Source organism: Bifidobacterium margollesii, from assembly GCF_002860355.1.
Lineage (GTDB): Bacteria > Actinomycetota > Actinomycetes > Actinomycetales > Bifidobacteriaceae > Galliscardovia > Galliscardovia margollesii.
The window spans coordinates 162,373-177,898 of the sequence record NZ_NMWU01000005.1 but is presented as its reverse complement, the minus strand read 5'-3'; the positions used below and the strand labels follow the sequence as shown (position 1 = coordinate 177,898).

At 58.8% G+C, this 15,526-nt stretch carries 12 protein-coding genes; 10 read left to right on the top strand and 2 right to left on the bottom strand.

The annotated features are described in order from the left end of the window. The 6 genes from Uis1B_RS02085 to ilvC (Uis1B_RS02065) all read left to right on the top strand — a co-directional run. Positions 1 to 437: IS3 family transposase (locus Uis1B_RS02085; RefSeq protein WP_165782681.1), on the top strand; the 437-nt coding region annotated here is incomplete at its 5' end. A 330-nt stretch (positions 438 to 767) separates the two neighbouring features. Next, positions 768 to 1,925, top strand: coding sequence for a LacI family DNA-binding transcriptional regulator (locus Uis1B_RS02080; RefSeq protein ID WP_101615067.1), 1,158 nt, complete (start codon positions 768 to 770; stop codon positions 1,923 to 1,925). A gap of 320 nt (positions 1,926 to 2,245) precedes the next feature. Next, a complete protein-coding gene (locus tag Uis1B_RS11815) occupies positions 2,246 to 2,548 on the top strand; it encodes a hypothetical protein (protein ID WP_133124800.1) in 303 nt (100 codons plus the stop codon). Positions 2,549 to 2,653: 105 nt separating this feature from the next. Then, positions 2,654 to 4,168: a sucrose phosphorylase gene (gene gtfA / locus Uis1B_RS02075; protein ID WP_101615066.1), complete on the top strand. Its 1,515-nt coding sequence runs from the start codon at positions 2,654 to 2,656 to the stop codon at positions 4,166 to 4,168. 525 nt (positions 4,169 to 4,693) lie between these two features. After that, complete coding sequence (locus Uis1B_RS02070; protein WP_423734846.1) at positions 4,694 to 6,046, top strand: MFS transporter; 1,353 nt, start codon at positions 4,694 to 4,696, stop codon at positions 6,044 to 6,046. A gap of 567 nt (positions 6,047 to 6,613) precedes the next feature. Continuing rightward, positions 6,614 to 7,666 carry a ketol-acid reductoisomerase gene (gene ilvC / locus Uis1B_RS02065; RefSeq protein WP_101615062.1) on the top strand — a complete coding sequence of 351 codons (1,053 nt, stop codon included), beginning with the start codon at positions 6,614 to 6,616 and terminating at the stop codon, positions 7,664 to 7,666. A 179-nt stretch (positions 7,667 to 7,845) separates the two neighbouring features. Here the strand turns inward: ilvC (Uis1B_RS02065) and Uis1B_RS02060 are convergent, their stop codons facing one another. Continuing rightward, positions 7,846 to 9,099: an ATP-binding protein gene (locus Uis1B_RS02060; protein WP_243390213.1), complete on the bottom strand. Its 1,254-nt coding sequence runs from the start codon at positions 9,097 to 9,099 to the stop codon at positions 7,846 to 7,848. Between the two features lie 714 nt (positions 9,100 to 9,813). On the opposite strand from Uis1B_RS02060, the gene ilvC (Uis1B_RS02055) reads away from it, so the two are divergent. The 3 genes from ilvC (Uis1B_RS02055) to Uis1B_RS02045 all read left to right on the top strand — a co-directional run bounded on the left by ilvC (Uis1B_RS02055) (position 9,814) and on the right by Uis1B_RS02045 (position 14,030). Beyond that, positions 9,814 to 10,866 carry a ketol-acid reductoisomerase gene (ilvC, locus tag Uis1B_RS02055; protein WP_101615060.1) on the top strand — a complete coding sequence of 351 codons (1,053 nt, stop codon included), beginning with the start codon at positions 9,814 to 9,816 and terminating at the stop codon, positions 10,864 to 10,866. A 749-nt stretch (positions 10,867 to 11,615) separates the two neighbouring features. After that, positions 11,616 to 12,620: a glycosyltransferase family 2 protein gene (locus Uis1B_RS02050; protein WP_101615058.1), complete on the top strand. Its 1,005-nt coding sequence runs from the start codon at positions 11,616 to 11,618 to the stop codon at positions 12,618 to 12,620. Between the two features lie 6 nt (positions 12,621 to 12,626). Beyond that, the gene (locus Uis1B_RS02045) at positions 12,627 to 14,030 is read left to right on the top strand and encodes a glycosyltransferase family protein (protein ID WP_133124799.1); all 1,404 of its coding nucleotides are present in this window, start codon (positions 12,627 to 12,629) and stop codon (positions 14,028 to 14,030) included. A gap of 382 nt (positions 14,031 to 14,412) precedes the next feature. Here the strand turns inward: Uis1B_RS02045 and Uis1B_RS12275 are convergent, their stop codons facing one another. Then, a complete protein-coding gene (locus tag Uis1B_RS12275; RefSeq protein WP_243390212.1) occupies positions 14,413 to 14,994 on the bottom strand; it encodes a DUF559 domain-containing protein in 582 nt (193 codons plus the stop codon). Positions 14,995 to 15,051: 57 nt separating this feature from the next. On the opposite strand from Uis1B_RS12275, the gene Uis1B_RS12270 reads away from it, so the two are divergent. Further along, complete coding sequence (locus Uis1B_RS12270) at positions 15,052 to 15,348, top strand: hypothetical protein (RefSeq protein ID WP_243390211.1); 297 nt, start codon at positions 15,052 to 15,054, stop codon at positions 15,346 to 15,348. The last annotated feature ends 178 nt before the right edge of the window (positions 15,349 to 15,526 follow it).

The window sequence follows — 15,526 nt, the reverse complement described above, 5'->3', positions numbered from 1 at the left end:
GCAAGGCGTACCTGGCGCCCGTCTACGACATGGGATCGAAGGAGATCGTCGCCTGGGACGTAAGCCGGCGTCCCGACCTCGCCCAGCAGCGAAGGCTGCTCGCCATGCTCGAGGACCGTCTGCCCGAGGGCGTCGATCCCGTGCTCCACAGCGACATGGGATGGCAGTACCAGCACCGGTGGTGGCGCGACCGTCTCGCGGAACTGGGCATACGCCAGTCCATGAGCAGGAAGGGCGACTGCATCGACAACGCCGCGACCGAGCAGGTGTTCGGCCATCTCAAGGACGAGTTCTACACCGGCCGCGAGTTCGCCTCCTACGAGGAGTTCGAGACCGGTCTGAACGAGTACATCATCCACTGGAACACCAGACGACGCCAGAGACGGCTGGAGGGACGCACCCCGGAGGAATTCCGGAGTATGTCCCTCGCAGCCTGATCAGGTACCCTTAATAAACCGCGTCTAACAATTGGGGCGCAGTTCATTGGTTGGTGTTTGGTTCATGCGTGGCTCGGACCACCTCATCCGTCCGGCTTCGCCGTCCACCTTCCCCTCGGAGGGGAAGGCCGGAATCTGTGGCTGAACCCGTCAAGGAAACGGCAGAGCCGTTTCTAGGGCTCAGGCTCGCCGACAGGCGAGCTGACTGATGAGGTGCCGTAGACGAAGCCCGGATCGGATGTTCGGTTACTATTAGGTGACGAAAATCAGACGACGGAGCAATGCCGAGCTGCGGGGCGGACGGGCGCGGCGCATGAAGGAGGTTTGTCGGTGGTCGGAATGCGGGACGTGGCGAAGCGGGCCGGGGTGTCGCTCAGTACGGTGTCGCTGGCGGTGAACGGTACCGGCTACGTGGCCGACGAAACCCGCGCTCGCATCGAGGCGGCGATGGCCGAGCTCAACTATGTGCCCAATGAGCTGGCCCGGAACCTGTATCGGGGTCGCACGAATCTGATCGGCGTGACCATGCCGACCATCGCGCACCCGTTCTTCGCGCAGCTTTCCGCCGCGCTGCAGCGGCATCTGCACGAAGCCGGTCTGCGGATGATGCTGTGCTCTACCGCCGATCAGGAGCGAGGTGAGCAGGAGTACGTCGACATGCTTAAGCGGCAGATGATGGACGGGCTCATCATTGGATCCCATAACACGCGCCCGCCGCGATACTGGCGAGATGTGCGCCGGCCGGTAGTGGCCTTCGACAGATTCCTGTGCGAAGGGGTGCCCGCAGTGGTTTCGGACCATGAGAAGGGCGGACGCCTCGCAGCGCAGCGGTTCATCGAAACCGGCGCGCGGCATGTGGTGGAGATCGGCGGGCCGCGCTCGCAATTCCACGATCTTTCTGATTCCTCCGAGGTCGATGGCGGCGAATCCAGTACGTTCACCACGGTTCGGTATCACCGTACGTTCGAGCGGATGATCGCGGAGTCCGGCATTCGCTTCGACTATGTGACGGTTGAACATGTGAGCATGCTGCCGCTGTTCGAACAGGCCGCGGAGGAGACGTTCGCGCGGTTCGACGACGTGGATGCGATCATCGCGCCGGATCTGGCCGCCGCGCATTGCGTGCGCGTGGCGTTGCGTGAGGGGCGGCGGATTCCGCAGGACCTGCAGATCATCGCCTATGACGGCACGTATGTGACCGAGGTCGCCGGCATGAAGATCACGGCGATCCGTCAGGATCTCGACGCGCTCGCCGGCGGTCTGGTCGAGCGGATGCGCGCCACCATCGACGAGATGGATGCCGGCAGGGCGGACGTTGGCAAGGTCCGGTCGAACGATGATCGGATCGACGAAATCGTGGCTGTGCGGTCGGATGTGGCTGCACGGTCGGATATGGCTGTGCAGTCGGATGTGGCTGCACGGTCGGATATGCCTACGCCCTATGATGTGATCCCCGTTGCCTTCGTTCCGGGCGAGACCACGCGTTGATCAGCGAGATCGCGCGCGGTCGGGTGCCGCCGTGCCCATCGTTCGTCTTCGTGCGCCGGAACGCCGAACGTCGTTTGCCCGCCAAAATCCCATCGGTCTGCTGACTTGCCCGGTTCATTGTGTGTTATATGGACTGTTCCGCGTCACACGGTTCGTTTCGCGTCACGGGGAATGGGTGTACCGTGTGATGCACCTGTAGAAACGTTGAAATTTCAGGGGTTTGGTTGCGGCGTCACTTGGCGCAGGTGTACCGCGTGACGGTATCCGGCCCATGTGACGGCGTGTCATGTCGCAGTAAGGGTCATGTCGCAGTACGAGTCATGGCGAAGGATGCGAGCGCGGCCAGCACGACCAGCAGCGCCAGCACGGGGCGCAGTGCGGGTCATGGCGAAGGATGCGAGGGGGCGGCGGCATGCGATGAGGTGCATGGCTTCGTTCGTCGCGGGCGGGATCGCTTTAAACCTTCTGTGGCGGCATGCTGCGCACGTCAAAATCAGCACACGTCAAAATCAGCACACGTCAAAATCAGCGCACAGCAAAATCAAAACACGCCAAAATCGCACGCCAAAATCAAAACACTCCCTATGGCTGCTGATTCCTATCGATTCTTGCGGTTGATTTGACGATATCGAACCGGTTTAATATTATCGATATCGAACCGGTTTGATATCAACTCTCACGATATCGGAATCACCGGCAGACCTCAGTGGAACCGGCAAGGAGGCCATATGAAAAACAAAGTGCAGATGATCACCTACGCCGATCGTCTCGGCGACGGAACGCTCAAATCGATGACCGAAATCCTCCGTACGCGCTTCGACGGTGCCTACGAAGGTGTGCACATCCTCCCGTTCTTCACGCCGTTCGACGGCGCGGACGCCGGATTCGACCCGATCGACCACACCAAGGTCGATCCGCGTCTCGGCGACTGGGATGATGTGGCCGAACTCTCCAAGACCCACAACATCATGGTCGACGCGATCGTGAACCACATGAGCTGGCAGTCCACGCAGTTCCAGGACGTGCTGGCCAAGGGCGAGGAATCCGAATACTATCCGATGTTCCTCACCATGAGCTCCGTCTTCCCGAACGGCGCCACCGAAGAGGACCTCGCCGGCATCTACCGTCCGCGTCCGGGTCTGCCGTTCACCCACTACAACTTCGCCGGAAAAACCCGTCTCGTATGGGTCAGCTTCACCCCGCAGCAGGTGGACATCGACACCGATTCCGACAAAGGCTGGGAATACCTGATGTCGATCTTCGACCAGATGGCCGCCAGCCACGTAAGCTACATCCGTCTCGACGCGGTGGGCTACGGCGCCAAGGAAGCCGGCACCAGCTGCTTCATGACCCCCAAGACCTTCAAGCTGATCGGCCGTCTGCGCGAGGAGGCCACCAAGCGCGGTCTGGAGATCCTGATCGAAGTGCACTCCTACTACAAGAAGCAGGTGGAGATCGCCTCCAAGGTCGATCGCGTCTACGACTTCGCCCTGCCCCCGCTGCTGCTGCACAGCCTGTTCACCGGCCACGTCGAGCCGCTCGCCCACTGGACCGAAGTCCGCCCGAACAACGCCGTCACCGTGCTCGACACGCACGACGGCATCGGCGTGATCGACATCGGCTCCGACCAGCTCGACCGCAGCCTCAAGGGACTGATCCCCGACGAGGACGTGGACAATCTGGTCAATACCATTCACGCCAACACCCACGGCGAATCGCAGGCCGCCACCGGCGCCGCCGCCAGCAACCTCGACCTCTACCAGGTCAACTCCACGTACTACTCGGCCCTCGGCTGCAACGACCAGCACTATCTGGCCGCCCGAGCCGTGCAGTTCTTCCTGCCCGGCGTGCCGCAGGTCTACTACGTGGGTGCGCTCGCCGGCGCGAACGACATGGACCTGCTGCGCCGCTCCAACGTGGGTCGCGACATCAACCGCCACTACTACACGGTTGAGGAGATCGACGAGAACCTCAGGCGTCCGGTGGTGCAGGCGCTCAACGCCCTGTGCCGTCTGCGCAACACGCTCGACGCCTTCGACGGCGAATTCTCCTACACTGCCGACGGCGACAAGTCGATCGCACTCAGCTGGCAGGGCGACGCCACGTCCGCCACGCTCGTCTTCGAGCCGGGCCGCGGTCTGGGCGCAGACAACGACGCGCCGGTCGCCAGCCTGTCGTGGACCGACGCCAACGGCGAACACCACACCGACGATCTGCTCAACAACCCGCCGACGGTGGTATGACGGCGAAGCGATTTCGTGTTACGCGGCACGACATGAACGCCGCGTAACACGAAATCGACATGTCCATATAGTGGTCCTCGATTGGCATGCACCCCGTCCCGCGCCTATCTTTCACAGTGGTTCGGGTCGCAAGGCCCGATGAGATGTAAGACTTCGATACCGAAGGGAGGTTCGCCAAGATGTACGGAATGACCGCAAACAAGCTGAATGTTGCACTTGCTGCTGTGTCCGGCCGAATTATTATTCCGTCTTCGTTGGCGGACTGATTCGGCATTCAACCTGTTCGGACTCGCCAACGATTGGCTGGGTTCGAACCGACACAATCAGTTTTGAGCCCTGCCAAAAGCGGGGCTTTTTTCTTGCTGCGAACTGCAAACCGGCAAACGGCGATGAGAAAACCGCACGGACACCTCAAGGAACATCCCAAGGAAACTGGAAACCAATGGATCGGACGGCACAGGCCGGGATCAAGGCCGTTGACGTCGAGCGGTGAAGATCCGTTGGACTACACAGGAGATTAGAGAAATGACAGCAGTCGAGGCAACGACTGAAAAAGACCTGAAGACCATGGCGCGTGACTCGGTCAAAACCGTCATCGCCGCATCCATGGTCGGCACGGCCATCGAGTTCTATGACTTCTACGCATACGGCACCGCCGCTGCGAACTACTTCCCGCACATCTTCTTCTCCGACAAGGCGAACCCGACGGTCGCCCTGCTGATGAGCCTGCTCACCTTCGCCATCGCGTTCATCGCCCGCCCGCTCGGCTCGCTGGTGTTCGGCCACTTCGGCGATCGCATGGGCCGCAAGACCACGCTGGTGGTCTCCCTGCTCACCATGGGTGTCGGCACCTTCCTGATCGGCTGCCTGCCGACCTACAACACCTGGGGCATCGCCGCCGTGGCGATCCTGTGCCTCCTGCGCTTCATCCAGGGCATCGGTCTGGGCGGCGAATGGTCCGGCGCGGCGCTGGTCGCCACCGAGAATGCCCCCGAAGACAAGCGCGCCCTGTACGGCTCCTTCCCGGAGCTCGGCGCCCCGATCGGCTTCTTCCTCTCCAACGGCACCTACTTCGTGCTTGAATCCTTCAACGATTCCGCCGCAATGCTGGCCTGGGGCTGGCGCGTGCCGTTCCTGCTGAGCGCCATCCTCGTGATCGTCGGCCTCGTCGTGCGAGTCCACATGGAGGAGACCCCGATCTTCCGCATGGCCCAGGAGCAGAAGAAGGTCGTCAAGTCCCCGCTCACCGAGGTATTCCGCAAGAGCTGGAGGCAGGTCCTGCAGGCCACGTTCCTCGTCGCCGTCACCTACACGCTGTTCTACACGCTGGCCACTTGGTCGCTCGCCTGGGGCACCAAGGCTCAGGGTGAGGGCGGCGGCGGTCTCGGCTTCACCAACCAGGAGTACCTGCTCATGCTGATGATCGCCATCTGCGTGTTCGCCGCCTTCATCGTGATCTCCTGCGTGAACGCCGACAAGTTCGGCCGCAAGCGCGTGATCGTCACCTCCTCCGTGCTGCTCGTCGTGTTCGCCGCGCTGTTCCCGTTCCTGCTCAACGGTCAGATCGTCGGCACCCGTAACTTCGTGGCCAACATGGCCTTCCTGTGCATCGGCTTCGCCCTGATGGGCACCGCATTCGGCCCGATCGGCGCATTCCTGCCCGAACTGTTCGACGCCAACGTGCGCTACTCCGGCTCTGGCATCGGCTACAACCTCGCCGCCATCGTCGGCGCGGCCTTCGTGCCGACCATCGCCACCTGGCTGAGCTCGCACTTCGGCGTGCACTCGGTGGGCCTGTACCTCGGCGTGATGGCCGTGTGCTGCCTCGTGGCGGTGCTGTCGTGCCATGAGACTAAGGACGTCGACTTCACCAAGTGAAGCCGAGTCCCAAGTCTCATCCTCGCGCTGTCGCGCTCGCTTCGGCTTCGGGAACAGTTCGCTGGACTGTTCCCTTTGAGAAGCCTCAGCTAAGGACGTCGACTTCACCAAGTGAAGCCGAGTCCCAAGTCTCCTCCTCGCGCCGTCGCGCTCGCATCGGCTTCGGCTTCGGTGCATGTGGGGCTCCCCTCACTGAGGGGAGCTGGCCGCCGAAAGCGGTCTGAGGGGAGTCAATCGCCAGAGGGGTCTCGGCCCCCGACTCCGGCGGAGTTCACCGATTTCTCTGGTGGAATTCAGCCCGTGTTCATCCGGCGGTGGTCGAATGGACACGGCGAACGCCACGCGGATGCCGACCCCTTTCGGCCGCCATCCGCAATGCGAAAACCCAATATTCAATATTTGGACGCGGATTTCCGCGTCAGTCACTGGAGGACTAGAACTAGTTCCCAGTGATCGATGACTTTCAACGTCGAGGACACAATCCTTCGCGCCGAAGGCCGTCAGCAATCTCAACCGATTGCCAGACGTCCGCGTCCGGCAATCACCCAACATAAAGGAGTGCCAATTATGGCAGCAACTATCTGGTACGAGAAGGACGCCGATCTGTCCGTGCTCGAAGGCAAGAAGGTGGCCATCCTCGGCTACGGTTCCCAGGGCCACGCCCATGCGCTGAACCTGCGCGATTCCGGTGTCGACGTCGTTGTCGGCCTGCGCCCCACCTCCAAGTCCGTGGAGTTCGCCAAGGAGCAGGGCCTTGAGGTCAAGTCCGTGCCGGAAGCCGTCGCTGAGGCCGACATCGTCATGATCCTGCTGCCTGATCAGTACCAGGCCGCCGTGTACAAGAAGGACGTCGAGCCGAACCTGAAGCCGGGTGCCGCTCTGGCCTTCGCCCACGGCTTCAACATTCACTACGGCTACATCAAGCCCACCGAGGATCACCCGGTGTTCATGGTCGCTCCGAAGGGCCCGGGCCACATTGTGCGTCGTGAGTACGCCGCCGGCCGCGGCGTCCCGGTGGTCGTGGCCGTCGAGCAGGATCCCCGTGGTGACGGCTGGGCCATCACCCTGGCCTACGCCAAGGCTCTGGGCGCCCTGCGCGCCGGCGCCATCAAGACGACCTTCACCGAGGAGACCGAGACCGATCTGTTCGGCGAGCAGGACGTCCTCATGGGCGGCATCAACCACCTGTGCGACCTCGGCTTCGACGTGCTGACCGAGGCTGGCTACCAGCCGGAGATCGCCTACTTCGAGGTGTTCCACGAGCTGAAGATGCTGGTCGACCTCGCCAACGAGGGTGGTCTGAACAAGGCCCGTTGGTCCTGCTCCGACACCGCCCAGTACGGCGACTACACCTCCACCGTGATCACCGACGAGACCAAGAAGCGCATGCAGTACCAGCTGAAGCGCATTCAGGACGGCTCCTTCGCCAAGGAGTTCATGGACGATCAGGCCGCCGGCGCTCCGAAGTTCAAGAAGCTGCAGGAAGAGTTCTCCCACCCGCACCTGGAGACCGTTGGTCCGAAGCTGCGCGCCATGTTCTCCTGGAACAACGGCCCGGCCAAGGATCAGGACGAGGCCGAGTCCTTCAACGGCAAGATCGCTCGTACCCAGGTTCAGTGACTTGTCACTGACCAGCAATACGGTTCAGTGATTTATCGCTGACCGGAAAACGGTTCGATGATCTGGGCACGGCCCTGAGTCTGGCCGTGTGAGCGACGCCTAGTCGACAAAACCGCCATTTCTTGCACACTCGTGCTTGGAATGGCGGTTTTATCATGTCTCTGTAGGCGATGCGGCTTCTAGAGATTCAAACTATTATCGTCAAGCAGAAACTGTTTGAGTCCCATAGTGGTGATGCCGTTCTCGTCATGGCTGACCTTGGTGTTGCCTCCGGTGACAATGATTTTTCTGAACGAATCACCGATGTTCAGCAGAGGACGGAGTTCCTGTTCTCGCTTGTCGGCATCTGGCAGCGCGAAGGCGGACTGCAGGTAATATCGATTGCTGCCGAGATTCGCAACGAAATCGATTTCGACACGACGAGGACTGTGCTCTTTGGAGGTTCGCGGCAGATCTACGATACCCACGTCTACGGAGTATCCGCGTAGTCTCAGCTCGTTATATATGACATTTTCCATGATGTGCGTCTCCTCCTGTTGTCTGAAGTTGAGTCGCGCATTCCTTAGTCCGACGTCCTCGAAATAGTATTTCGATAAGGCACCAATATGCCTGCGGCCCTTAATGTCATACCGCTGAGCCTTTTCGATAAGGAAGGCGTCCTCAAGGTAGCTGATGAACTTTACGATGGTGGGCTGTGACAGCTTGAGTTTGGCGGCGCTCGTGAAGGTGTGCTCCAATCGTGTTGGATTGGTTAGCGATCCAATGCCGGAGGCCAGAATATCCACAAGCTCATTGAACCCCGCCTCATTTCGTATCCGGTTATGGTCAATGATGTCGCGAAGATAGATCTCGGTAATCAGTCGGTCAAGATAGTTGGTTTTGGCGGCTTCGTTCGGTTGCATGAGGATCTGGGGCAGGCCGCCAAACGTCATGTAGTCATTCCACGCGTCGGTCCAGTCTCCTCCGACTGCCGCATAATATTCGGTGAAGCTCAGGGGATGGACGCGGATTTCATCGCCTCTTCCGCGGAATTCGGTGATGATATCGGTGGATAGGAAATGTGAATTGCTGCCGGTCACATACGTGTCGACGTTGGACATGTGAAGGAATCCGTTTAGGACGTCTTCGAATTCGTCCATAAGCTGGACTTCGTCCAGCAATACATAGTATTGACCGTCGTCGGTAATGAGATTACGAACATATCGGTAGCAGGCGTCGGGGTCGCGGAGTGCTTTGTTGGCTCGGTCGTCGAGCGCGATGGCAATAATATGGTTCTCCGGAACGCCTGAGTCACGCAAATGCTGTCTGAACAGATTGAAAAGAAGGTAGGACTTGCCGCAACGGCGAATACCGGTGATGACTTTGACCAATCCATTATGCTTGCGTTCAATGATGCGTTGCAGGTATGTGCTACGTGGTAATGGTTCCATCATCGCCTCACTGTTTTATGAAATAAACGTTTTGACAACTTTCCTAAAGCATGAAGATAGTCAATCGCAGGCTCTCCGAAGATACGCAACGATTGTATTTTGAAAAATATGCACATAGTGACTTTTTTTAAAATATCAGGAAGGTGAAATGCGAAGCTGCGCGCCATGTTCTCCTGGAACGACGGCCCGGCCAAGGATCAGGACGAGGCCGAGTCCTTCAACGGCAAGATCGCTCGTACCCAGGTTCAGTGATTGTCAATCGTGACCGTAGTGCCGCGATGATCTGTTGAAACGGCGAATGTCGCCGTCCGATGTGCATTGCATGTCGGGCGGCGACGTTTTTTTTTATTTGCGGCTGTATTCGGGCGGACTGTGTTTTCCGGGCTGTGTTTTCCTCGTGCGGCGAGCTCCCTGCGATCTCCTTCGATAACCTGAGCTCGGCGGGCTCAGGAAAACGCCCACGTTGTGGACGCGGATGTGACGTACCCGACATTCTCGGTAGGATGGTTGGCAGTTTGCGGGACACAGGCAGTTTGCGGGACACAATCTCGCCACGCTTGAGAACGTCCGGGCCGGTGCTCGGACTCCCAAACGCGCAACATGCGTGCCGTACACACAACGAATGCAATGCATAATGCGCAACCACACAACACCGTGTGCCGTTGCCGATTCGCCGACAGGCGACCGGTATCGGTACGCAAGTTAAAGGAGTGCTTAATGGCTGCACAGATCTGGTATGAAAACGACGGTGATCTCTCCGTTCTGCAGGGCAAGAAGGTTGCCATCATCGGCTACGGTTCCCAGGGTCATGCCCACGCGCTGAACCTGCGTGACTCGGGCGTCGACGTGGTCGTCGGCCTGCGTCCGACCTCCAAGTCGGTTCAGTTCGCCAAGGAGCAGGGCCTTGAGGTCAAGTCCGTGGCCGAGGCGTCCGCCGAAGCCGACGTGATCATGATCCTCGCTCCCGACCAGTATCAGCGTACGATCTGGGCCAACGACATCGAGCCCAACATCAAGCCGGGTGCCGCCGTCGCCTTCGCCCACGGCTTCAACATCCACTACGGCTACATCAAGCCCACCGAGGATCACCCGGTGTTCATGGTCGCCCCGAAGGGCCCGGGCCACATCGTGCGTCGTGAGTACGCCGCCGGCCGCGGCGTCCCGGTCGTGGTGGCCGTCGAGCAGGATCCCCGCGGCGACGGCTGGGCGCTGACCCTCGCCTATGCCAAGGCCCTCGGTGCTCTGCGCGCCGGCGCCATCAAGACCACCTTCAAGGAGGAGACCGAGACCGATCTGTTCGGCGAGCAGAACGTGCTCATGGGCGGCGTGAACAAGCTCGTCGAAATGGGCTTCGAGGTGCTCACCGACGCCGGTTACCAGCCGGAGATCGCCTACTTCGAGGTGTGCCACGAGCTGAAGATGCTCGTCGACCTGATGAACGAGGGTGGTCTGAACAAGGCCCGTTGGTCCTGCTCCGATACCGCCCAGTACGGCGACTACACCAACACCGTGATCAACGAGGACTGCCGCAAGCGCATGGAGTACCACCTGGGTCGCATCCAGGATGGATCCTTCGCCAAGGAGTTCATCGACGATCAGGATGCTGGCGCTCCGCACTTCAAGGAGCTTCAGGAGAAGTACTCCAACGAGCGCATCGAGACCGTTGGTCCGAAGCTGCGCGCCATGTTCTCCTGGAACAAGGACGGCGTGAAGGATGCCGACGAGGCCAACTCCTTCACCGGCAAGATCGCCCGCGCCCAGGTTCAGTGAGCGATCGCTGACTGAAAATACTGTTCAGTGACTTGCTGCTGACCGGAAATGCCGTGCAGTGAGCGATCGCTGCCCAGAAACGCTGTTTAGTGACTTGCTGCTGACCTACGTATTGTAAAACCGCCGCTTCCGGCATGTTCGGGGCGGCGGTTTTACGTTGTACGGGTTGTCGTGAGATCTGTCTGTCGCGATGTTCGTCCTGTTGGCGGGATATCGGCCGTGATATGGGGTAGCGGCCGTGATGCGGTCTGTCTGTCGTGAGATCTGTCTGTTGTGTGGGTTGTCTGTCGTTGTGCGGTCTGTCGGCCCCTGCGCACCACAATGCGTAGAGCTTGTGATGCGGGCATCATGTCATTATGTGAACCATCGGCCGTCACGTGGGCCGGGTTATGCCGTCACGCGGGCCGGCTGTCGTCACGTGGTCCGCCCGGCCCGCGTGACGGGGTGGTGGAAACGTTGGTATTTCAATGGTTCCGTATGTGTGTCACATGGTCCGTCCGGCCCGTGTGACAAGACCCGGCCCGTGTGACGCGCAAACCCGGCCCGTGTGACGCGCTATCATGTGCGCCATACGTACCATGTATGCCGTGGACGTATGCAGTGCTTGCTGTTTTTGCGTCCGTTGCCTATATTCCCTAATCTCCGATGATTGTGCCGAGGCTAACGTGTAATGCCCCCATGTTTTTTTTATTGATGGAGCAGAGGCGTATCCTTGCTGTGATGAGTTCGGTCAAGAGAAGAAGACATCGATGAGCGGCAGTAGTTCTGGGCAACGGCAATCGATCACCGTGCTTGTTCCCTGCTATAACGAGCAGGAGGCTCTGCCGCGGCTGTTCGATCGAATGGACACCCTTATCCAAGGGTCTTTCGACATCCGATATACGTTGATGTTCGTGGACGATGGATCTCGTGACAATACCAGACAATTGATCCGGGACTTCGCGTCCACACATCGCTATGTGGAATACCTGTTTTTGTCGCGTAACTTCGGCAAGGAAAAGGCCATGTTCGCCGGTATCGACAATGTGGATACCGATGGTCTGGTGATCATCGACGCGGATTTGCAGGATCCTCCGGAACTGATTCCTCAGATGGCGGAGCTGTGGAGAAACGGATACGACGATGTCTACGCGCGGCGGCGCAGCAGAGCGGGGGAGAGCTGGCTGAAACGAGCCACCAGTCGCTGGTATTACGCGTTGTTGCAGAAGGTTTCGGGAATCGAGATCCAGAAGGATACCGGAGATTTTCGTCTGCTTGATCGCAAATGCGTCGATGCTTTGAAGAGGATCACCGAGTCCGAGCGCAATTCGAAGGCGCTATTCAGCTGGATAGGATTCAGGAAGATAGAGTTCCTGTATGATCGCGACCCCCGCGTTGCAGGAACAACGAAATGGAATTATCTGAAGTTGGTCCATCTGGCGGTCGACGGCATCACCAGTTTCACCACGGCGCCGTTGAAGATGGCCACGATGGTCGGTGCACTGGTTTCGTTGGTCGCCGTGTTCTATGCGATTGAGATTTTCGTGAAAACGGTGACGACGGGCATCGATGTTCCCGGGTACGCTTCGATGATGGTAGTGATACTGCTCCTCGGCGGGGTGCAGTTGCTGAGTCTGGGCATCATCGGGGAATATCTCGGTCGTATTTTCATGCAGACGAAGAATCGGCCCAACTATCTCGTTCAGGAGCGGCATGGTCGCATAGATAGCATGGGCAACATAGACAGCAAAGACAACAACGGAGCCGGTAAATAGATTCATATGAAACATGCAGATACCACGGCCTGCGCCGTTTCTTCATCGAGATCGGAACGATCATCGGCTCCGATCCGCCATCGATTGGTCTCCGCCATCGAGCCGTTGGTGTTCATCGTGCTTGCGATGTATTACCTTTACGGGGCTTTCGTTCTGGAATCGGGGACCGGCGGCGGACCTGACGAGGGTATGCGGTCCCTTATTCCCCGATGCATAATTAACGGCAATCTTCTGCCTTCTGGCTATGATCACTGTGCCATCTATCATCTTGGCAACTGGTCGTATGCGTTTTATCCGCAGATGCTTGGAGGGTATTTCAGCGCCGCGTTCATGGCCGTGGCGAAAGTACTGGGAGCATCGGCGAGCATCGTCTATATGAGTGGACGCATCGCCAGCGTGTGTTTCGGCCTGCTGGCCGTATTTGCGTTGAATAGGACCATCGGCATTATCTATGCGCGGCGTAATAACATTGTGTTGATTCGTTGCATCGCTACGGTGCTTCTTGGATTTTGGCCGCAATTTGCCTTTCTCAGCTCCTACATGAACAACGATATCGTGGCGCTGTCGGGGGTTGCGGTGCTGACCTATGCGCTGGTCTCCGGTTTGAAGAACCGTTGGACAGTTCGCAGTGCAGTGGTTTTGGCGATCGGAATAGTGCTGTGTGGCTTGGGATACTGGAACTCCTACGGATTTATTCTCATGGCAGTGATCATATTTCTGATTTCAGTGTGTATGCAGAATCGTGGGAACGCCATGGCTTTGGCGAAGATCATCGGTACCGCAGCCGGGCTGTCGGCGGTGTTGATCCTGCCGTGGTTTATGGTGAATCTGGTTCGGTATGATGATTTGATCGGTATGACCACGTTCCACAATCGTTATGAGGCGTGGCTGAATGGCGGAGGGCTTGTGCTGCAGCATCCGTATCGGCATGGAATCTTTGATTTGCTGCTGAAGACGGATTTCGTGGAATCGACGGTCGACTCCTTTATTGGAAGACTCGGATACATGTCGGTGGTCATGCCGTTGAAACTGAGTCTGATATATCGTGCCGGCGTGGTTGTTGGGATGATTCTGGCGCTTGCACAGTTTCCCCGGCTGTGGCGCAGCGCCGGATTCCGCATGATGGCGGTCGGATGGGGCATCGCCTCCTCCATCACGCTGGCGCTGTTCCTGTACTATACGGTTCATACCGACTATCAGCCGCAGGGCCGGTACATCATTTATCTACTTATTCCGTTGGTGATCGCGATGGTCGTCGGGTTCGTCGATGCGTTCCGATTGGACTCAAGAACGATCATGGCGGCGGTTATCGTCGGTTTGATCGTGTATGCGATCATGGATATCTGGTTCTTCCAATCGGCTGTTATGCGCTATGGGTGGAGCGGCATTCACTGGAAAGGTGCTTTGTAGACGGGGCGGCGGTTTTGCGTTGTGCGGGTTGCCCTGTTGCCAGGTTGCTCTGTTGTGCGGTCTGTCCGCCGTGGGACCTGTTTGTTGTGAGACCTGTTTAGACCTGTTTGTTGTACGGTGGGTTTGTCGTGATGCGGACTGTCGGCCTTTACGCGCCACAATGCGAGGAGTCCGTGATGTGGGCGTCCTGTCATCATGTGAACCATCGGCCGTCACGTGGGCCGGGTTATGCCGTCACGCGGGCCGGCTGTCGTCACGTGGTCCGCCCGGCCCGCGTGACGGGGTGGTGGAAACGTTGGTATTTCAATGGTTCCGTATGTGTGTCACATGGTCCGTCCGGCCCGTGTGACAAGACCCGGCCCGTGTGACGCGCACGTCGCATTCACACGTTCCTTCCCTGCGCTCGCTGCCGTAGTCGATATCGCCGTTGCCGATCCCGATGCATCTCACGACGGTCATCGTCAAGCAATACGCGGTATTGAGGCAGTGGCCTGCCCGATATCGTGGTGCCTAACGCGCTGGCGACTTTCTTCGCAAATGCGGTTCTCCCCTCGGCGGTCAATACATCGTCGGCGAACACGACGATCACGATGAATCCCATCGCGCGTAATGCTTGCCGCTTGCGCTCATCCCAGCGATATTGCCGCTTGTCGACGCGATGCGCATCGCCGTCGTATTCGATGATCACGCGCTGTTCGGGGTACGCCATATCGACGGTGGCCGTCCAATCGAGTTCGGGGATGTAGATTCGCCACTGCAATTGAGGTTTGCCAAGTCCATAACGCAGTATCGCCAGCAGTGCGCGAGCCTCCATCGGAGAATCGCTGACGGTGTCGAGAAACGGCAGAGCTGCAAGGCATCGCTGCCGTCCCGCGAAGGCGGGCGTCTGGCTGATCAATGCGGTGGCGTCGCGAACGGTAACGGGCAGTCGGCATGCTGTTCCACGTATCAGGGAGTCAAGCAATACGATCGTTTCCGTTTGGCTGAGATGCCGTGACAGTATGGCCCAGGTCAGCAGCGGGTGCGTGCAGATGATGGTCGTATCGCCGTAGGTATATCGGATATCGCTGAGCTGTCCTTGTCGTATGCCGTTGCAATGCCATGGAAGATATTGCGTGCCGTTACGTGTTGGACGCTGGCCTCGGTCATCGTAGAGAACATGAACGGTGTCGCTGCGTATTGCCGGGCACCAGGGGAGTTCGATGCGGCAGAGCGCGAGCGCCGTCAAACCGGTGTAGACCATGTCATGATGAACGATGCTGCGTCGGATATGATCGCAACACCGTTGGAGTTCCGCGGTTTGACGGCGAACGAGTGAACGGGCGAGATAATTGCGTGCCACGGTTTTGCTGTTGGACGAGGGTGGACGTTGCTGCTGATAACTGTTCATAATCGCGAACGTATAGTGATTGGCCGAATTCCGCCACCGGTCCGTGAACAATGTGGATAACCGGGATGGATTCGGAATCCGGCGAGGATATTGTGGATAACTTTGG

Coding starts and splice junctions, on each gene's coding strand:
- Uis1B_RS11815 (WP_133124800.1), top strand. CDS start 2,246: ATGGCGAAGGATGCGAGCGCGGCCAGCACGACCAGCAGCGCCAGCACG.
- gtfA (WP_101615066.1), top strand. CDS start 2,654: ATGAAAAACAAAGTGCAGATGATCACCTACGCCGATCGTCTCGGCGAC.
- Uis1B_RS02070 (WP_423734846.1), top strand. CDS start 4,694: ATGACAGCAGTCGAGGCAACGACTGAAAAAGACCTGAAGACCATGGCG.
- ilvC (WP_101615062.1), top strand. CDS start 6,614: ATGGCAGCAACTATCTGGTACGAGAAGGACGCCGATCTGTCCGTGCTC.
- Uis1B_RS02060 (WP_243390213.1), bottom strand. CDS start 9,099: ATGATGGAACCATTACCACGTAGCACATACCTGCAACGCATCATTGAA.
- ilvC (WP_101615060.1), top strand. CDS start 9,814: ATGGCTGCACAGATCTGGTATGAAAACGACGGTGATCTCTCCGTTCTG.
- Uis1B_RS02050 (WP_101615058.1), top strand. CDS start 11,616: ATGAGCGGCAGTAGTTCTGGGCAACGGCAATCGATCACCGTGCTTGTT.
- Uis1B_RS02045 (WP_133124799.1), top strand. CDS start 12,627: ATGAAACATGCAGATACCACGGCCTGCGCCGTTTCTTCATCGAGATCG.